This window comes from Pacificimonas aurantium, from assembly GCF_020092905.1.
Classification (GTDB): Bacteria; Pseudomonadota; Alphaproteobacteria; order Sphingomonadales; family Sphingomonadaceae; genus Pacificimonas; species Pacificimonas aurantium.
Window position 1 is genome coordinate 901,309 of record NZ_JAGSGB010000001.1, and the last position, 14,370, is coordinate 915,678.

The window sequence follows — 14,370 nt, forward strand, 5'->3', positions numbered from 1 at the left end:
GGAGTGAATGGCTAGCCAAGCTCAAAGGACGCCGCCGGCGGACTGGCCGAAGGTGGATATTCCGGAGACCTACAGGATCCTCACCGCCCCCGGGGCGCCCTTCGAAATGGAGGAGGCGACCGTCCAGGGCCGCTCCTACCGCGTCTACAAGAACGCGCTCGGCACGCTTCGCGAGGTGTTCGACCAAGCCCGCGAATGGGGAGAGCGGGACTATATGGTCTTCGAGAACGAGCGGCAGACCTACGGTCAGCATTTCCGCGCTGCAGGGCGGCTGGGGCGCATCCTTTCTGAACGCTATGGCGTGAAGAAGGGCGACCGCGTGGTCATTGCAATGCGCAACTTGCCGGAATTCTCACTGGCGTTCTGGGCGGCTGCCTCGATCGGAGCGATCATTACCCCTCTCAATGGCTGGGGTAGCGGTGAAGAGCTTGCGTATGGCGTCTTGGATTCGGGAGCTAAGGTCGTATTTGTCGACGGTGAACGTCTGGACAGGCTGCGTCCTCATCTGCCCGGACTCCAGACCTCTGCAGTGATCGTTACCCGCCCGGGGCCCGATGGGACGGCCGGTGCAACGCCGCTCGAAGATCTGGTGGGCACGCCCTCAGGCTACGACGACCTCCCGGACGACCCGCCGCCCGATCCTGGTCTCCAAACCGACGACTACGCGACCATCCTTTACACGTCGGGGACCACGGGGCGGCCCAAGGGCGCTCTCGGCACCCATCGCAATATCATGACGAACCTCGTCAGCATTACGTTCAACGGGGCCCGTGCGGCCGTGCGGCGGGGAGAAGGCATCCCGGAAACGCCGGAGCCGGATCCCGACGACCCACAGCCAGCAACGCTGATCCCGGTACCGCTTTTCCACGTGACCGGCATTAATTCGATGATGGTCCCGGCCGTCGTCGGCGGAGCCAAGATCGTGCTGATGTACAAGTGGAATCCGGAACGCTTCCTGGAACTGATCGAGCGCGAGCGGGTCACCGGCACGACCGGTGTTCCCGCCATGGTGTGGCAAGTTCTGGAATCGCCCGATTTCGATAAGTACGATCTCTCCAGTCTACAGGGCTATGGGTATGGCGGGGCAGCCATCGCGCCGGAGCTCACCATGCGCTTCGTCGAACAATTCCCCTGGTTTCCCGTCGGTCAGGGCTATGGCGCGACTGAGACTAGTTCCGTCTCTGTCGCACACAGCGCAGAGGATTACCTCCTGCACCCCGACAGCGTGGGCTTGCCGGTCCCGTGCGTTGACCTGAAGGTCGTGGACGAGAAGGGCGACGAAGTTCCTGCCGGCATGTCGGGCGAGCTGTGCATACGCGGACCGAATGTCGTTCACGGCTATTGGAACAACCCGGAGCAGACTGCCGCCGCCTTCCCGGACGGCTGGTACCATACGGGAGACGTCTGCCGGATCGATCCGGATGGCTTCGTCTATCTGCTCGACCGCAAGAAGGACATGCTGATCCGCGGCGGCGAGAATATCTACTGCGTAGAGGTCGAGAGCGTGTTGGTCGCGCATCGCAACGTGATCGACGCTGCGGTTGTCGGCCTGCCGGACCGGGTCCTGGGGGAAGAGGTCGGTGCTGTCGTCCAGCTGAAACCGGGGACCGACGTCGGCGAGGAAGAGCTGCGCGCCTATGTCGCCGACCATCTCGCGCCGTTTAAGGTGCCGATCCACATCGATATTCGTACCGAGGAGTTTCCGCGCAATGCGAGCGGCAAGACGCTGAAGCCGGTGCTGCGCGAGGAACTGCTCGCCAAGCTGGGGCGCGATAAGAATGGCTGAGGTGGAAAAGGCAGCGAACGGCGTTGGCCAGCGTCTGGGCCCGGTCAGCGAGAAGCACCGCTTTGACGAATCTGCTCTCGACCGGTGGATGTCGGCAAATGTGGACGGCTATGCCGGCAGTCTGGAGGTCCGGCAGTTTGCAGGAGGGGCGTCGAACCCGACATTCCTGTTGACGTCCGGCGACCACCGCTATGTCCTGCGCAAGAAGCCTCCCGGTCAGCTGTTGCAGAGCGCGCATCAGGTCGACCGCGAATATAGGGTCATGAAAGCGCTCGGCGAAACCGGCGTTCCTGTTCCCGTCATGCGCGGCATCTGCGATGATCCGGAGGTCATCGGCACCAGCTTCTACGTCATGGACTTCCTGGAGGGGCGCATCTTTCGCGACGCCTCCCTGCCGGGGATGAGCCCGGACGAACGCGCGGCCATATATGACGAACTGAACGCAACCCTCGCGAAACTGCATGTGGTCGATTGGCGAGCGGTCGGCCTCGAAGGGTTCGGCAAACCCGGCAATTATTTCGAGCGTCAGGTTGCGCGCTGGGCGAGACAGTATCGCGATGCACCGCTCGACCCTGTGCCCGCGATGGATCAGTTGATCGAGGAACTGCCCGACCACATTCCGGATGACGATTCCGTGTCGATCGCGCATGGCGATTACAGGTTGGAAAACGTCATGTTCCATCCGACCGAGCCGAAACTTGTCGCTGTTCTCGACTGGGAACTTTCGACCATCGGTCATCCCCTAGCCGACCTCGGCTATTCCGGCTTCCTATGGCATTCGCATAGTCCGGTCTGGGGCTCGCTCGATGGGGTCGACTTGGAGACGAGCGGCATTCCGACTGAGGCCGAGTGGGTCGAGGCCTATCGCCGCCGAACCGGGCGGGACGAAATCGTAGGCTGGAATTTCCTCCTTGCCTTTTCGGTCTTCCGCCTCGCCTCCATCAGCCACGGTGTACATGCCCGCGCGCTCGCCGGCATTACGCCGACGGGGGAGGTGGGTGAGAATGGCTGCCCGATACTGGCGGAGCAGGCGCTGGAGTTATTGCACAAGGGAGACGCGAGATGAGCGACAAGGACGAAGTGCCGCCAGAGGATGTGATCTACGAGGTCGCAGATCATGTCGCGACCATCACGCTTAACCGGCCGCACCGCCGCAATGCGCTGGGCTGGAACGCGTATGCGCAGCTCGAGAAGGGTCTGAAGGATGCGTCCGCCGACAACGAGGTCCGCTGTGTGGTCGTCACGGGCGCGGATCCGGCATTCTGCTCGGGCGACGATGTTCAGGAAATCATGGCCGGCCCGAAAAGTTTCTCCGCGGAGAACAGGGCCGTCACCGTGAGGCACCAGCCGACACCCGCTGCCATGGCCGCGCTTGAATGTGAGAAGCCAATGATCGCCGCGGTCAACGGAGCAGCGATCGGTTGGGGCATGGAACTTGCCCTTTATGCCGACATACGTCTTGCGTCCGAAAAGGCTAAATTCTCGGAGATGTTTATCAAGCGCGGGCTAGTCTGCGACGTGGGCGGTTTTTACCGTTTGCCGGCCATAGTCGGCCCGGCCAAAGCGGCGGAATTGCTCTATACTGGCGACGTCGTCGATGCTGAGGAAGCTTTGCGGATCGGCCTCGTTACCGAGGTCGTTCCGCATGCCGGGCTGCTGCCGGCGGCCTATGAACTTGCGGGCCGTATCGCCGCCAATCCGCCATTGGCACTGCGCTTTATGAAGCAGGGACTGGCTCGCGCGTCCTACGGGGACCCGCATGAGATCGGCGCCTGGGCCATCGCTACCATCCGCCGACTGATGGATACCGAGGATCACAAGGAGGGTGTGGCGAGCTTCCTTGAGAAGCGCGATCCGGTCTTCACGGGGCGCTGAAAAATGGAGGGTGAGGACACTTCTGGCCTCTGCGGCACTGCATGCCGCGGCTTCTCTTGAGGCAGCCAGGGCGGCGCTTCGGCAAGGGCCCTGGAGGCGAACCCTCTTTCCCTGCAACTCGGTATAGCAAGGAATAGGACCCGAAAATGCCCAGCGAAGCCGTGCTTCCGCGCCTTGCCGCGACCGTGCTGCTGATCCGCGACGATCCGCTCCAAGTCCTGATGGTGCGGCGCAACGGGCGCGGGATGTTCGCCCATTTGCTGGTATTTCCCGGCGGGCTGCTGGAGGACGAAGACTCGTGTGACAGCTGGCTCGAGCACTGCGTGAATGCCGATGCATTCTCTGCCGAGGAGCGGGCACATCGCATTGCGGCGCTTCGCGAGACTTGGGAAGAAGCATCCGTACTGATTGTCGACGGTGCGGAAGGGGATTTTCTCGGACCACCCTCAAGTTCAACACCCGCCGAGTTCCGCCATGCAGTGATTGCCAGCGGCGGAAAGCTGGACCTCGCCGCGCTCCAGCTTTTCGGCCATTGGGTAACCCCGGAGGACGCGCCAAAACGGTACGACACCCAGTTCTTCATCGCGCGTGCTCCCGATGGGCAAGTCGCGGTTTGCGACGGCGGTGAGACGGTTGCCCTGGAATGGATCGAGCCGCACCTGGCGCTGCAGCGGGGCCGGGAAGGTAAGGGGGGCGTCATGTTCCCGACCCGCCTGAACCTGCTACGTCTGAATGAAACGAGTTGCGTAGACGATGCCTTCGCGGCCAGCGAAACCAGACCTATTGTGAAGGTGACGCCGCGGGTAGAGCAGCGCGGAGACGGCTTGGTCGTTTGTATACCCAGCGATGCTGGCTACAGCGAATGGGAGGAGCCCGCCGTTAAGCGCGACTGAGACGCTGCCTGTCAGGGTGAGGGAACGATGCCGAGGACGGCCACCTCGTCCAGCAGCCGAGCGAACATTTTTTCGGTGTCCTCGCAAGCCCCGAATCCAGCCTGACGCAGTTTGATTGTGCTGACCAGAACTGGCGCCCTGGCGGCATCGGCCGGCGCCTCCACACCGAAGAGCAGGTCAGCATAATGATGCGATTCGCCGACCAGTTCCTTTAGAGATTGGGGGCGCAGTCCGTACTTTTCGACGACGTCGTCCCAGACATCGGCATGCTGCAGCAGATAGTCTGCCAGCGAGAAGGGTTCACCATAGGCCGGTTCCATCTTCAGCGCGCGCGCAATTGCAGGCCAAACGCCTTGCCAGGTAAAGACATCGCCATTGGTAATGTTGAAGATCTGATCGGCCGCTTCCACGGCGTCGGAAGCCCAGAACAAGGCGTCTGCCACCAGCTCTGCAGACACTGCCTCCGCAACGCCGCCAGGGCGGCCGGGATAGGTCAGCGGCCTTCCGAGTGTCCGTTGGATCGCGGCATAGGCACCGAGGACGGGAATGATGTTCATCGCCGCGCCTGTCGCCGTCCCGAACACGACTTGGGGCCGCCAGATGGTCAGGCTCCAGGGCGCGCCTGCGCGTTTCTCGCGCAGATAGTCCTCCTGAAGCCAGTAGAAATTGGCATGCGGGTCGCGCGCCTGGCTTTCCCGAGCCGGGACCGAGATCTCGTGCACATGCGCTCCATAGGCTTTCGTGCCTTGCAGGGCGCTGACATGTGACAGTTTCGTCGCACTGCTGAGAAGCGGCTCCATCAGGTTCCGCATCATCGCCAGGTTCGTTTGCATCTGGTCCGCTTCATGCCAACCGGCGACGAGCCCCGGTTTTTCGAACAGAGCAGCGTAAACCAGATGGGTGAGATCGCCGAGTTCGCTAGCTGCGTTCGCGCAAGCCTCTTCGTCCAGTAGATCGATCGCCAGATGTTCGACATCTAGTTCGGGGGGCAGGTCCGGCGGTCTCCGCGACAGGCCGATCACACGGTCGAACCCGCTCTTCGCAAAGCGTTCGGCTGCCGCTTGTCCGATGACGCCGCTTGCGCCGACGATTAGCGCGGTTTTCTTGCTCATTATATTCACCTTTCGCGCGCCCCTCCGGTCGGATGTGCCAACCGGAGGGGCTAGCTGTGAGGTATTCCTACATTTCCCAGGTGAAGGTCAGGCCGTAGGTAGCTGGCATTCCGGTATAGCGGACAAGGACGTCGTTCGTGCGCGCTGCCTGCGTCCAGTACCACTCGTTGAAGACGTTCCGGCCCCAGATTTGCAGCGTCCACGGTCCGCTCTCGATCCCGGCCCGCAGGTCCACCAGCGTGCGTTCGGTGATCTCGAGAATATCGTCCGGCTGCAGGGCATTGGGACTCTGGTCATAGAAGAACTGCCGTGTGCTCGACTGGTAGTTCACCGTCGCGCCGACATAGGCGGCGAGCGAACTGCTTAGCGGGAAGTTATACTCAGCATCGCCATATGCCTGCCAAGGCGGGGCGTTTGGAAAGGGCTCGTCCTTGAAGTTCACCGGTTGCGGCGAGAACGGATCGAAGTTGAAATAATCCCCGATCACCCGGCTGTGGGCATAGCTTACCCCGGCAGACAGGTTGATGTTGCTCGTCGGCGCGGCAACCATCGACAGTTCGAAGCCCTTCACCTCCGATTCCGGTACGTTCACCAGAGCCGGAAGGGCGCCGAATACCGGATCGTTCAGGCTGCCAAGAATCTGCTTGTCCTTGTAATCATAGTAGAACAGCGCGCCGTTCAGCTGCAGCTGGCGATCGAACAACGTGCTCTTCGCGCCGACCTCATAGGCCGTCAGCTGCTCTTGGACCGCAGGTTCCAGCTGTTCGAAAGAGCTGGTTGCAACCGTTGGAAATCCGCCTGCTTTGAAGCCCCGGCTGACATTTGCATATATGAGCGTATCCGCGACCGGCTTCCAGTCCAGCCCCAGGCGGAACGAGACGTTGTCCTGATCGAGTTCGTTGAAGAAATCGGGGCTCGCGGGATTGAAAGTCGGTGCCGGTCCCGTCGTAGCGCAAGCCCCGGGTCCGGGGTTGATTCCGGGGCCTTCGCCTGCAGCGTACTGCTCCGGCGTAATCAGCCCATTTACGAAAGCCAGAAGGTTCTGGATCTGCAACGAGGCCAACGACCATGTGCCATCGCCCGAATCGTGCGCACAACCCTGATAGTCCTTGTTCACCTTCGTGTAGCGCAATCCGCCATAGGCCGAGATGGTATCCGTCAGCGGAAGGTTGATGTTGCCGAATACGGCGTAGGTATCGGTTTCCTGCCGGTTCTGCGGATTTGTCGGGCCGAGAAGGATGCCGAGCGTCGGAACTGCGCCGGAATTTCCGTAACTTTGCAGGAAGTTGTCGTAGGTCTTGTCGTGCTCGTAATTAAGGCCGACGATCCAGTTTCCGTCTAGGCCGAATGTCCCGGTTGCCCGAACCTCCTGGTAGAAGGTCTCGATATAGCCTCGCTGCTGCGACTCGTAGTCCTGGTAGATGATACCGTCGCCTTCGACCGGCTGGTCGCGCTCGAAGCGCTCGAACGCAGTCAACGAGATCAGCGAGATTGCGTCGGAGGCGTCATATTCTAGGCGCAGGGCCCCCTGGTAGAAACTGTTATCCCGGGCCAGGCTGGTACAGTTGTCCGCGGTCGTCGGCCGTAGGGGATCGTATCCGTAGGGCGGCGGAATTGTGTTGAACGGCTCGTTGAACGGAGACTCGTTGATGCAGATGCTGCGATCTGCCGCGCGGGGGTTCTCGGGCGCACGTGGGTAGGCGTCGATACGCGGATCGACGCCATTCGTCGGATTTAGTGGCGCGATGCCATATAGCTGCGGCACCTGCGAGTCCGACTTGTCGCGCCAGCCATTGATGTTGAGGAGCGCACGAAAGTTGTCCGAGGGCTCGTATTCCAGAAGTACGCGACCGATCCATAGGTCGCGCTGTCCAGAGGTAAGCGGCGTCGTGTAACCTTTCTGCCAGTCGTCCATCGTCTGACGGCGCACGGCGACGCGGGCATTCAGACCATCCGCAAGCGGCCCGGATACGAACCCCTCGGCGTCCAGCTGGTCGAAACGGCCATAGCTGATCTTCGCGCCGGCGGAAGGAATGTCGGTGGGCTTGTTCGCTATATAGTTGATCGCGCCGCCTGTAGCGTTTTGACCGAACAGAATGCCCTGTGGCCCTTTCAAAACCTCCACGCGTTGCAGATCGAGCGCCGCGCCTGCGGTCATGACCGAGAAGGGCAGCGGAACCTCGTCGACATAGACGCTGACAGTCGGAGAGGCCGCGAGCGAAGTATCCTGGAACCCGACCCCGCGTATGGTGAAGATCGGCGTACCATAAGCGGACGGAGTGAAGTTGAGGCCCGGAGTGACTTTCGAAAGGTCTTCTACGTCGTCGATACCAAGCCGCGTCAACTGCTCTTCGCCGATCGCATTGATCGACATGCCGATATCGTTGACGAGTTCGGTACGCTTCTGCGCCGTCACGACAATTACGTCGATCTTGCCCCGATCGGATTCTGTCAAAGCCGAAGCGGCTTCGGGAGGCTGCGCTCGGGCGCCGCTCGCGTCGCTCTGGACATCGGGCGAACCCTGACCGTCCTGCGCAAGCGTGGCGGGCGTCAGAACAAGGTTTCCAACCAACAAGGAAGCGCTCGCAAGGAGCGCGCGACGAACACTCATAAATCCTCCCCATTTTCGACCGGTTGTCCGGTGCTGTCTTTTGAGGCGGTGCGGCGAAGTTCTCCCTCCACTCGTGAGCCTCGAGCCATGGATATCAGGCCGAAATGAAATTAGCTAGTCACAAAACTAATTCCCCTCTCCCCATCGCGCCGACGGTGGCGGACGGACGAGCGGTTCGTGGGTTTCCGTCGAAATTGCCGGGACGGCGACGTGGCAAATGCCGCCAGCGGGCCGGTTAAACGGTTAGCTAAGCAAACCCGTTCTGCGGCCAACCTTGGTAACAAGAGAGCCACCGGCTGTTAGCGCGGTTATGTTCGTGCAACCTATCTGCATGCATGGCTTCTGGATCGCCAAGTCTGGTCCTCGGGATGCTCGCCAGCGATCTTCCATGCGCAGCGCCTTTGTTTGGCCGCTAGGCTCTCGATCCCCGTTTCCGCTGTCAGGGTCCGGCGGGAACGCCAGCTTCGTCTGATCATGTCCAGTGACGAAAGTGCGCCGCCGCCTGCGCGTCGCGACAGCAAGCTCATTGCGCTTGTGGCGAAAGCGATGTCCTATCTCTGCGTTGGGCGTGCAGAAAGCGTTGATCGCGGAGGCGATGGGGGACCATGCGCATATCGACAACGGAGTCTGTTCGACCCTCGGTAGTCGTTACGCAACAATGCCATACAAATCGCGCAATCGTTGGGCGGCCGCCTCTTGCGCTAGTTGACCGACCCTGTCGGTTGGCAAGCCGCTAAAGTTCAGGTCACCCGAGCGCACTAGCCATGAATGGACTGCGCGCCTGGCGGTCACAGCGAACAGGGTTTCGACATACAGCTTCGCGCTGATGGAAAGTGAGCGCTCACCATCGCCGAAGCTTTTTATATTGAGCGGGGGGTCGAAACCCGGCCCCTCGAGCGAATCGACTAGGCCAACAAATGCTTGCATGTCGTCCTGCAGCGAATGCAGCGGGCTCGCGATGGCCGCGGGGAACTTGCGGCGCAGGGAGGAGAGATTAGTTCCGGCCATTGCGAGGAACTGTCGCAAACAATCGCTTGGCTGATGGAGGGGGTCGAGTGAGGGCAACTCTGTTGGGTAGAAGGCAGCACTGTGCGGATCGTCGCCCAAACCGACATGCGTGACGAGCCGTTCCCTCTCATTCAGCCACCAGCACATTGCCGGGGCGTTCTCTAGTCCGCCGCAAACCGGTTTGAAAGTCGCCAAGCCTGATACGAGCCGCTCGAACCTGCCGACCGGGTGAAATTCATCCCATGTGCAATCGAGCGGGGAACCATCGCTGGGAATCACCGGATTGAGAGCAATGTCGCATATCAGCAGGAACAGCTCGAAGAAGTGTGGAACGTCGTCGCCTGGGATGTGCTGCACATAGAAATTGAGCGCTTCGGTGTAGAGCGAATGACGCTTGTCCATGAATCGTTCGAGCGTTACCGCCAGTGCGCGGGCGCCGAACTCGACCGAACGTTCGTCCGGCAGCTGGCGGGCGAAATCGGCGTGGCAGAGATATTGCTCGACGAGCGCAGCCGCCTCTTCGATGTGACGGACCGTCAGCCGAGATTGGCGTGGAAAACTGGAAAACTCGTCGCTCGGGCCAAGCGCCAGCGTTGTCTTGAGAAATGTCTCGTCGGGCGCATTGAAAACCGAACGCAGGTCCTCGCCTGCTGCCACATAGCGTAGGCCGAGCCCGACCATGAAACGCGGGTCAATGGGGCCGAGCAGTGGTATCCCATCGTCAATCAGAAAGTGCTCGAGCGCGACGGTCGCCCACCAATGGTCGAACAGGGACTGCACGGTGGTCGAATAGCCAAATGCGTGACGGAGTTGCCCCTGCCGATCACGCTGGGCAGGCGCAACGCCGCGATTTCTCTGATCCTTCAGCGCAGCGAGTTCCGCCGGAGTGGCTGTGGTCAGGATGGCATCGGCGAGGTCGCCAGTGGTCACGCGATTGAAAGCAAGGAAGCGTCCAAAGCTGGTGCCCGCCAATTGTAGCCAGTGCAGCTGCTCATGGGTTCGCGCCGCGGCGGCGACGAAAATGCTAAGATCCGCTTCCTCAAGCAGTCGCATCTCGTCGTAGTCGAAACTTTGGACCTCGTCCGGGTATGCCGACAGATCGACGAAGAGGGTGTCTGGCCAGAAGCGGGCGCCAGCGGCGTTCTCGAACCTCGGATGAGGTTCGAAGGGGTCAATCTGCCTGGGCATCATCTACCATGACGCGTTCGCTTCCGAACCGCCTGATGAGCGCACTGCCAGCCTTTTTCATCAAGTCATAGGCGATCCCGCCAGCAGCCGCCTGTCCAACCCAGATCACTACGGTGAGGAAGGTGATGCCTTCTCCACGCTTGCTTGGGTCAAAGGGATCACCCGATGTGTCGATATGGGTTACACCGAGCATCTCCAGTTCGTCCGGCGACAGCTCCTCTCGAAGAGTTGCCAGCACCTCCTCTTCGCGGGCCTCGACGGAAATCTTCTCAATCAATCGTCCCACTCCCTTGCCGAAAGCGTCAGGCATTCGTCCAATATGCCAGTTTATCCGAGGCTTCTATGGGCAAATACCGCCTGTGTGTCACGTCGTCAGCACATAGTTTATGCCTTAAATGGGAGGCAGGGACGTTGCGGTGTCAAAGAACCATCGGCTTCCCGCTGTGGCCGCGCACTCAATGCTGACTTTCAGGGTCGTCCGATAACATTGCCGCTCAGTCGATATCCTTGTGACTTCCGCTTTCGGGCGAGCGGTTGATTATCTCGGAAGTCTAAGATTGGGGCGCAATGCGGGCTAACCGCCCTTTCTGAGAGCCGCCGGGCGGCAACTGGGCCGGATGCGGAATGGAGGGTTTCAGGCGCGGACACCCGAATTGCGGACCTCTGTATATGCGATGACCGAAACCGTGTTGATCTGCGGTGCGGTTTTAAGCAGCGGAACCCAGCTTTTTCAGGCTCTCATAATGCTCTGGGGCGACCGCCTGCACCATCTCGAGCAAATAGGCGACGTTCTTCTGCGTCTCGGCGACCAGCGCTGGATCGAAGCCTTTGCCCGTGAAATGGGAAAGGTCGTTGGCGAACTTATAGATTGCAGTCTTTTTGTGCGGATCGAAATTAACCGCTTCCAGCTGAGCGTACAGCGTCCGCTCATGCGGCCGCTGGAATTCGAGAAAGGTCTCTAGCACTTTCCGCGCGATGTTGGGAATATGGTAGGATGCGACGATGGTGCCGTCCGACTCAAAGTCGTGAAGCAGTTTGAACAGGTAGCAATATTCGGTCGGATGGTCGCGCAGCAGCGGGTCGAGCGGCTTGAGCACAGCATCGCGGGAAGCGCCACTCTCGGTGCAGATGACCATATAGAGCGACTTGTCCGCTTTCCTGAAATGGCTGACCCAGTTCAATAGCAGCTTCAGGAAGTCGAAATTGTGGGTCAGGACGAAGACCTGCCGGGCATCCCTGACCGCGTTCTTGAGGAAGGAGAACGCTTGGTAGATTGACGCCGCGTCCATGCTAGAGATCGGGTCGTCGATCACCACTATGCCCTCGGCGAGGTCGAAATCCTGATCGCCAAGCTGGACGATAAAATAGAGGAAGGCGATCGCGGTCTTTTCGCCTTCCGAGAGTCGCTTCGCCGGCCTTCCCCGGCGCTGCACATGATAGCCGTCAGTGCCGGATTTGAAGTGCAGGTCTGTGCGGCCGAGGAACGTCTTGAGGCGCTCAGTCAGCGCGGCGCCGCCGGCATGTTCGCTTGAGACCTTTGCCTGCTTCGCCTCGTAGGAGCCTTTGAGCACGGCTAGGCCGCGCGGGTCGGGCAGGTCCACCGCGCCGTCGGTCAAGCGCATGAAGAGCGCCTGCTGCCCAGCGATCTGGCGCTCGTGCTCGCGGACCTGGTCGACGATGGTCGAAAGATAATGAAGTTCGATGGCCTTGCGGGCTTCGCTCCGCGCGCGCTCGAATCCGGCGGTCTTGGCATTGTGGCGAGCGACGATCGCGGACACGGTCGTGATCGCAGCGGTCAGCGGCGCCGGATCGAGGGCTATGTCGCGCTCATAAGCGGTCGCGCGATGGAGCAGCTTTTCATCAAGCAGCTCCAGCACCGCGTCCATCTCGGCCGCCAATGCCGACCGGCAGCGTTCGACCGTCTCGCAGGCGGCGTCGAACTCGATCCGCAGCTCGCCATAGAGCGCGGTCCGCACGGGCAGCGCCAGAACGGCCAAGCCCTCTCCGAGCGCTAGGACCGTGCGGCGTGCGCTCTCGATGTCGGCTTTGAGTCGCTGGTCCTCGATGCCGAAATGCTGGGCGAGCCGCGCCATGCGCTCGGCCGGAAGCGGCTGATCGCAAAACTCGCAGCGATCCCAGCCGTGCTGGCCATGGATCGCGACGCCCTCCTCCACCCATCGCGCGACCTCCGGTTCCTCGACCAACCGGCGCAGCGCGCCTGCCTGCGCGGTGCGGGCGAGCAGCGCCGCGACCTGAGCGGGAAGTGCTTCAGTGACTTCGGCGAAGGCAGCGAACGGGGCATCGGATTTGGGCGGTGGCAACGGCAACTCGGGCTCCGTGACCGCGTCCAACTGCTCCTGATGGATCGTCGCTCGATGGGCTTCGAGGGAGGCTTCATCGAGCGTGGCGAACGCCTGCACCTTGCCGAACGCCTTTTCGGCGTCGGGCTTGCGATAGCTGCGGAGTGTACTCCCGCTGGTCGCTTCGCCTATTGTCTTGGCAATCGCCGAAAAGATCTTGCCTTTGTCGGCGTCGAGCTTGGCCGCCGCCGCTTGCGCGGCGGTAATCGCGCGCGTCCGCTCATCGTATAGCGCCTTCTCGGTAGCGGCCTCCTCCGCGAGCGCCTTGTTCTCCTCACCGATGATGAGGATGTGGCGCAGCGGCCCTTGGAACTGTCCGATGTTCGCTTGGACATAGTCGGCGTTGAACACGCGGACCTTCCGGTCATAAGGCTGGCCCTGGGTCAGCGCACCCAACTGGCTATCGAGCGCATATTCGAGACCGGCGAACTCGGGATGGGTGCCAGTGTCCAGCACGGCGAACAAGCGCGACAGCGTCGTCTTGCCCGACCCGTTCTCGCCATAGATGATGTTGTAGCGCGCGAAGGGCGGCAAATCACTGGGCGCGGCGAAGTTGCCGAACACGCCCAAGCCCTTGATCCGCTTGACCCCGGTCAGCATGGCGCGCCCTGCTTTTCGACGAAGGCCGACCAAGCGGGCAGTACAAAGGGCTGGCCGTGGTCGACTGGTACTTTCATGCTCGTCTCGCCGTATTCACAGGGCGGCCCGAACGCGACCGTGAGGCGGAACTCCATTGTAGAAGGCTCGCCAGCTGGCGGGAGATCGTAGCGCTCGGGCAATCGTCGCAGCACCCTCGCCTGATAAATCCAGATGTCATTGCCGCGCAGCAGGACAATCAATTCACGAAGCCGGCGGCGCGTAGCGATCTGGTCGGAGGCGGGAATGTCGTGGCGAATATCGCGCTGGGACCAGGTTAGCGCGGTCAGCATGTCGACTATATCCTGAACATAGGTGCCGGTCTCGGGGTTCAGCGGCACCTCAATTACGCAAGCGAGATCGTGCGCGTTGCTGGCCTCCTTGTAGAGCGCGCCGTCGTCTGATGTTACTTGGGCATATTCCCAATCATGTCGTGGGATGAGTTTCTCCTTGTCGAAGTCCGTCCGCGGGCCGTCGTCCGTGCGCGCCATGGCGGCCAACGGAGTCGGCAGGGTAAGTGTGATGGCTTTCCGATGGACGCCAAGGAGCTTGGCGATACGATCAAGTAACACCGGGGCGATCAGGGCATTTTCATTCTCGATCTTGCGCAACATTCGCACGCTGACAGCGATTTCGTTCGCCATCTCTTTCTGTGTGGATAGGCGTTCAAGCTCTAGGCGTAAATGCTTGATCAGATCGCCTCTTGGAATGATCTTCTTCATCGAATTCCCCGACATCAGTATTGCGCGTTTCGATCTACACGACAATCCGAATGAACAGGCGGCACGCGACCGGACGGCGAGCGGCACAAGCAGCACCATTGGACCGTACATACAGATTGGTCAGCAGAGGTTCTTGCCGATTGCCAATGCTCGGGCCGTGAGCCTATCAGATTGGTGAT

General features: G+C 61.0%; 11 protein-coding genes. 5 read left to right on the forward strand and 6 right to left on the reverse strand.

The window, feature by feature from the left end:
* Positions 1-7 precede the first annotated feature (7 nt).
* The 4 genes from KCN53_RS04380 (at position 8) to KCN53_RS04395 (ending at position 4,554) form a co-directional block, all read left to right on the forward strand.
* Positions 8-1,786: a class I adenylate-forming enzyme family protein gene (locus KCN53_RS04380; RefSeq protein ID WP_088711268.1), complete on the forward strand. Its 1,779-nt coding sequence runs from the start codon at positions 8-10 to the stop codon at positions 1,784-1,786.
* Positions 1,779-2,852 (forward strand): phosphotransferase family protein, encoded by a 1,074-nt coding sequence (locus KCN53_RS04385; protein WP_088711267.1) that lies wholly within the window; start codon positions 1,779-1,781, stop codon positions 2,850-2,852. The genes KCN53_RS04380 and KCN53_RS04385 overlap by 8 nt, the downstream gene beginning before the upstream one ends.
* Positions 2,849-3,661 carry an enoyl-CoA hydratase/isomerase family protein gene (locus KCN53_RS04390; protein ID WP_088711266.1) on the forward strand — a complete coding sequence of 271 codons (813 nt, stop codon included), beginning with the start codon at positions 2,849-2,851 and terminating at the stop codon, positions 3,659-3,661. Before KCN53_RS04385 ends, KCN53_RS04390 begins: the two co-directional genes overlap by 4 nt.
* Before the next feature lie 146 nt (positions 3,662-3,807).
* Positions 3,808-4,554: an NUDIX hydrolase gene (locus KCN53_RS04395; protein ID WP_088711265.1), complete on the forward strand. Its 747-nt coding sequence runs from the start codon at positions 3,808-3,810 to the stop codon at positions 4,552-4,554.
* An 11-nt stretch (positions 4,555-4,565) separates the two neighbouring features.
* Here KCN53_RS04395 and KCN53_RS04400 read toward each other — a convergent pair whose 3' ends face one another.
* The 6 genes from KCN53_RS04400 to KCN53_RS04425 all read right to left on the reverse strand — a co-directional run bounded on the left by KCN53_RS04400 (position 4,566) and on the right by KCN53_RS04425 (position 14,191).
* Entirely contained in the window at positions 4,566-5,666 is a 1,101-nt protein-coding gene (locus tag KCN53_RS04400) for an SDR family oxidoreductase (RefSeq protein WP_088711264.1), read from the reverse strand.
* Between the two features lie 67 nt (positions 5,667-5,733).
* A complete protein-coding gene (locus tag KCN53_RS04405) occupies positions 5,734-8,277 on the reverse strand; it encodes a TonB-dependent receptor (RefSeq protein WP_088711263.1) in 2,544 nt (847 codons plus the stop codon).
* Positions 8,278-8,925: 648 nt separating this feature from the next.
* The gene (locus KCN53_RS04410) at positions 8,926-10,476 is read right to left on the reverse strand and encodes a hypothetical protein (protein WP_088711262.1); all 1,551 of its coding nucleotides are present in this window, start codon (positions 10,474-10,476) and stop codon (positions 8,926-8,928) included.
* Positions 10,457-10,750 (reverse strand): hypothetical protein, encoded by a 294-nt coding sequence (locus tag KCN53_RS04415; RefSeq protein WP_088711261.1) that lies wholly within the window; start codon positions 10,748-10,750, stop codon positions 10,457-10,459. The genes KCN53_RS04410 and KCN53_RS04415 overlap by 20 nt, the downstream gene beginning before the upstream one ends.
* A gap of 430 nt (positions 10,751-11,180) precedes the next feature.
* Positions 11,181-13,433 carry an AAA family ATPase gene (locus tag KCN53_RS04420; RefSeq protein ID WP_088711260.1) on the reverse strand — a complete coding sequence of 751 codons (2,253 nt, stop codon included), beginning with the start codon at positions 13,431-13,433 and terminating at the stop codon, positions 11,181-11,183.
* Positions 13,427-14,191 carry a helix-turn-helix transcriptional regulator gene (locus KCN53_RS04425; protein WP_088713302.1) on the reverse strand — a complete coding sequence of 255 codons (765 nt, stop codon included), beginning with the start codon at positions 14,189-14,191 and terminating at the stop codon, positions 13,427-13,429. Before KCN53_RS04425 ends, KCN53_RS04420 begins: the two co-directional genes overlap by 7 nt.
* Here KCN53_RS04425 and KCN53_RS04430 point away from each other — a divergent pair.
* Positions 14,178-14,369 carry a hypothetical protein gene (locus KCN53_RS04430; protein ID WP_143712165.1) on the forward strand — a complete coding sequence of 64 codons (192 nt, stop codon included), beginning with the start codon at positions 14,178-14,180 and terminating at the stop codon, positions 14,367-14,369. The two genes, KCN53_RS04425 and KCN53_RS04430, sit on opposite strands and share 14 nt — an antisense overlap.
* Position 14,370: the final 1 nt, after the last annotated feature.

Bases quoted from the DNA above. Each gene is read 5' to 3' on its own strand.
- KCN53_RS04390 (WP_088711266.1), top strand. From the start codon at position 2,849: ATGAGCGACAAGGACGAAGTGCCGCCAGAGGATGTGATCTACGAGGTC.
- KCN53_RS04385 (WP_088711267.1), top strand. From the start codon at position 1,779: ATGGCTGAGGTGGAAAAGGCAGCGAACGGCGTTGGCCAGCGTCTGGGC.
- KCN53_RS04430 (WP_143712165.1), top strand. From the start codon at position 14,178: ATGATCTTCTTCATCGAATTCCCCGACATCAGTATTGCGCGTTTCGAT.
- KCN53_RS04405 (WP_088711263.1), bottom strand. From the start codon at position 8,277: ATGAGTGTTCGTCGCGCGCTCCTTGCGAGCGCTTCCTTGTTGGTTGGA.
- KCN53_RS04425 (WP_088713302.1), bottom strand. From the start codon at position 14,191: ATGAAGAAGATCATTCCAAGAGGCGATCTGATCAAGCATTTACGCCTA.
- KCN53_RS04420 (WP_088711260.1), bottom strand. From the start codon at position 13,433: ATGCTGACCGGGGTCAAGCGGATCAAGGGCTTGGGCGTGTTCGGCAAC.
- KCN53_RS04380 (WP_088711268.1), top strand. From the start codon at position 8: ATGGCTAGCCAAGCTCAAAGGACGCCGCCGGCGGACTGGCCGAAGGTG.
- KCN53_RS04400 (WP_088711264.1), bottom strand. From the start codon at position 5,666: ATGAGCAAGAAAACCGCGCTAATCGTCGGCGCAAGCGGCGTCATCGGA.
- KCN53_RS04410 (WP_088711262.1), bottom strand. From the start codon at position 10,476: ATGATGCCCAGGCAGATTGACCCCTTCGAACCTCATCCGAGGTTCGAG.
- KCN53_RS04395 (WP_088711265.1), top strand. From the start codon at position 3,808: ATGCCCAGCGAAGCCGTGCTTCCGCGCCTTGCCGCGACCGTGCTGCTG.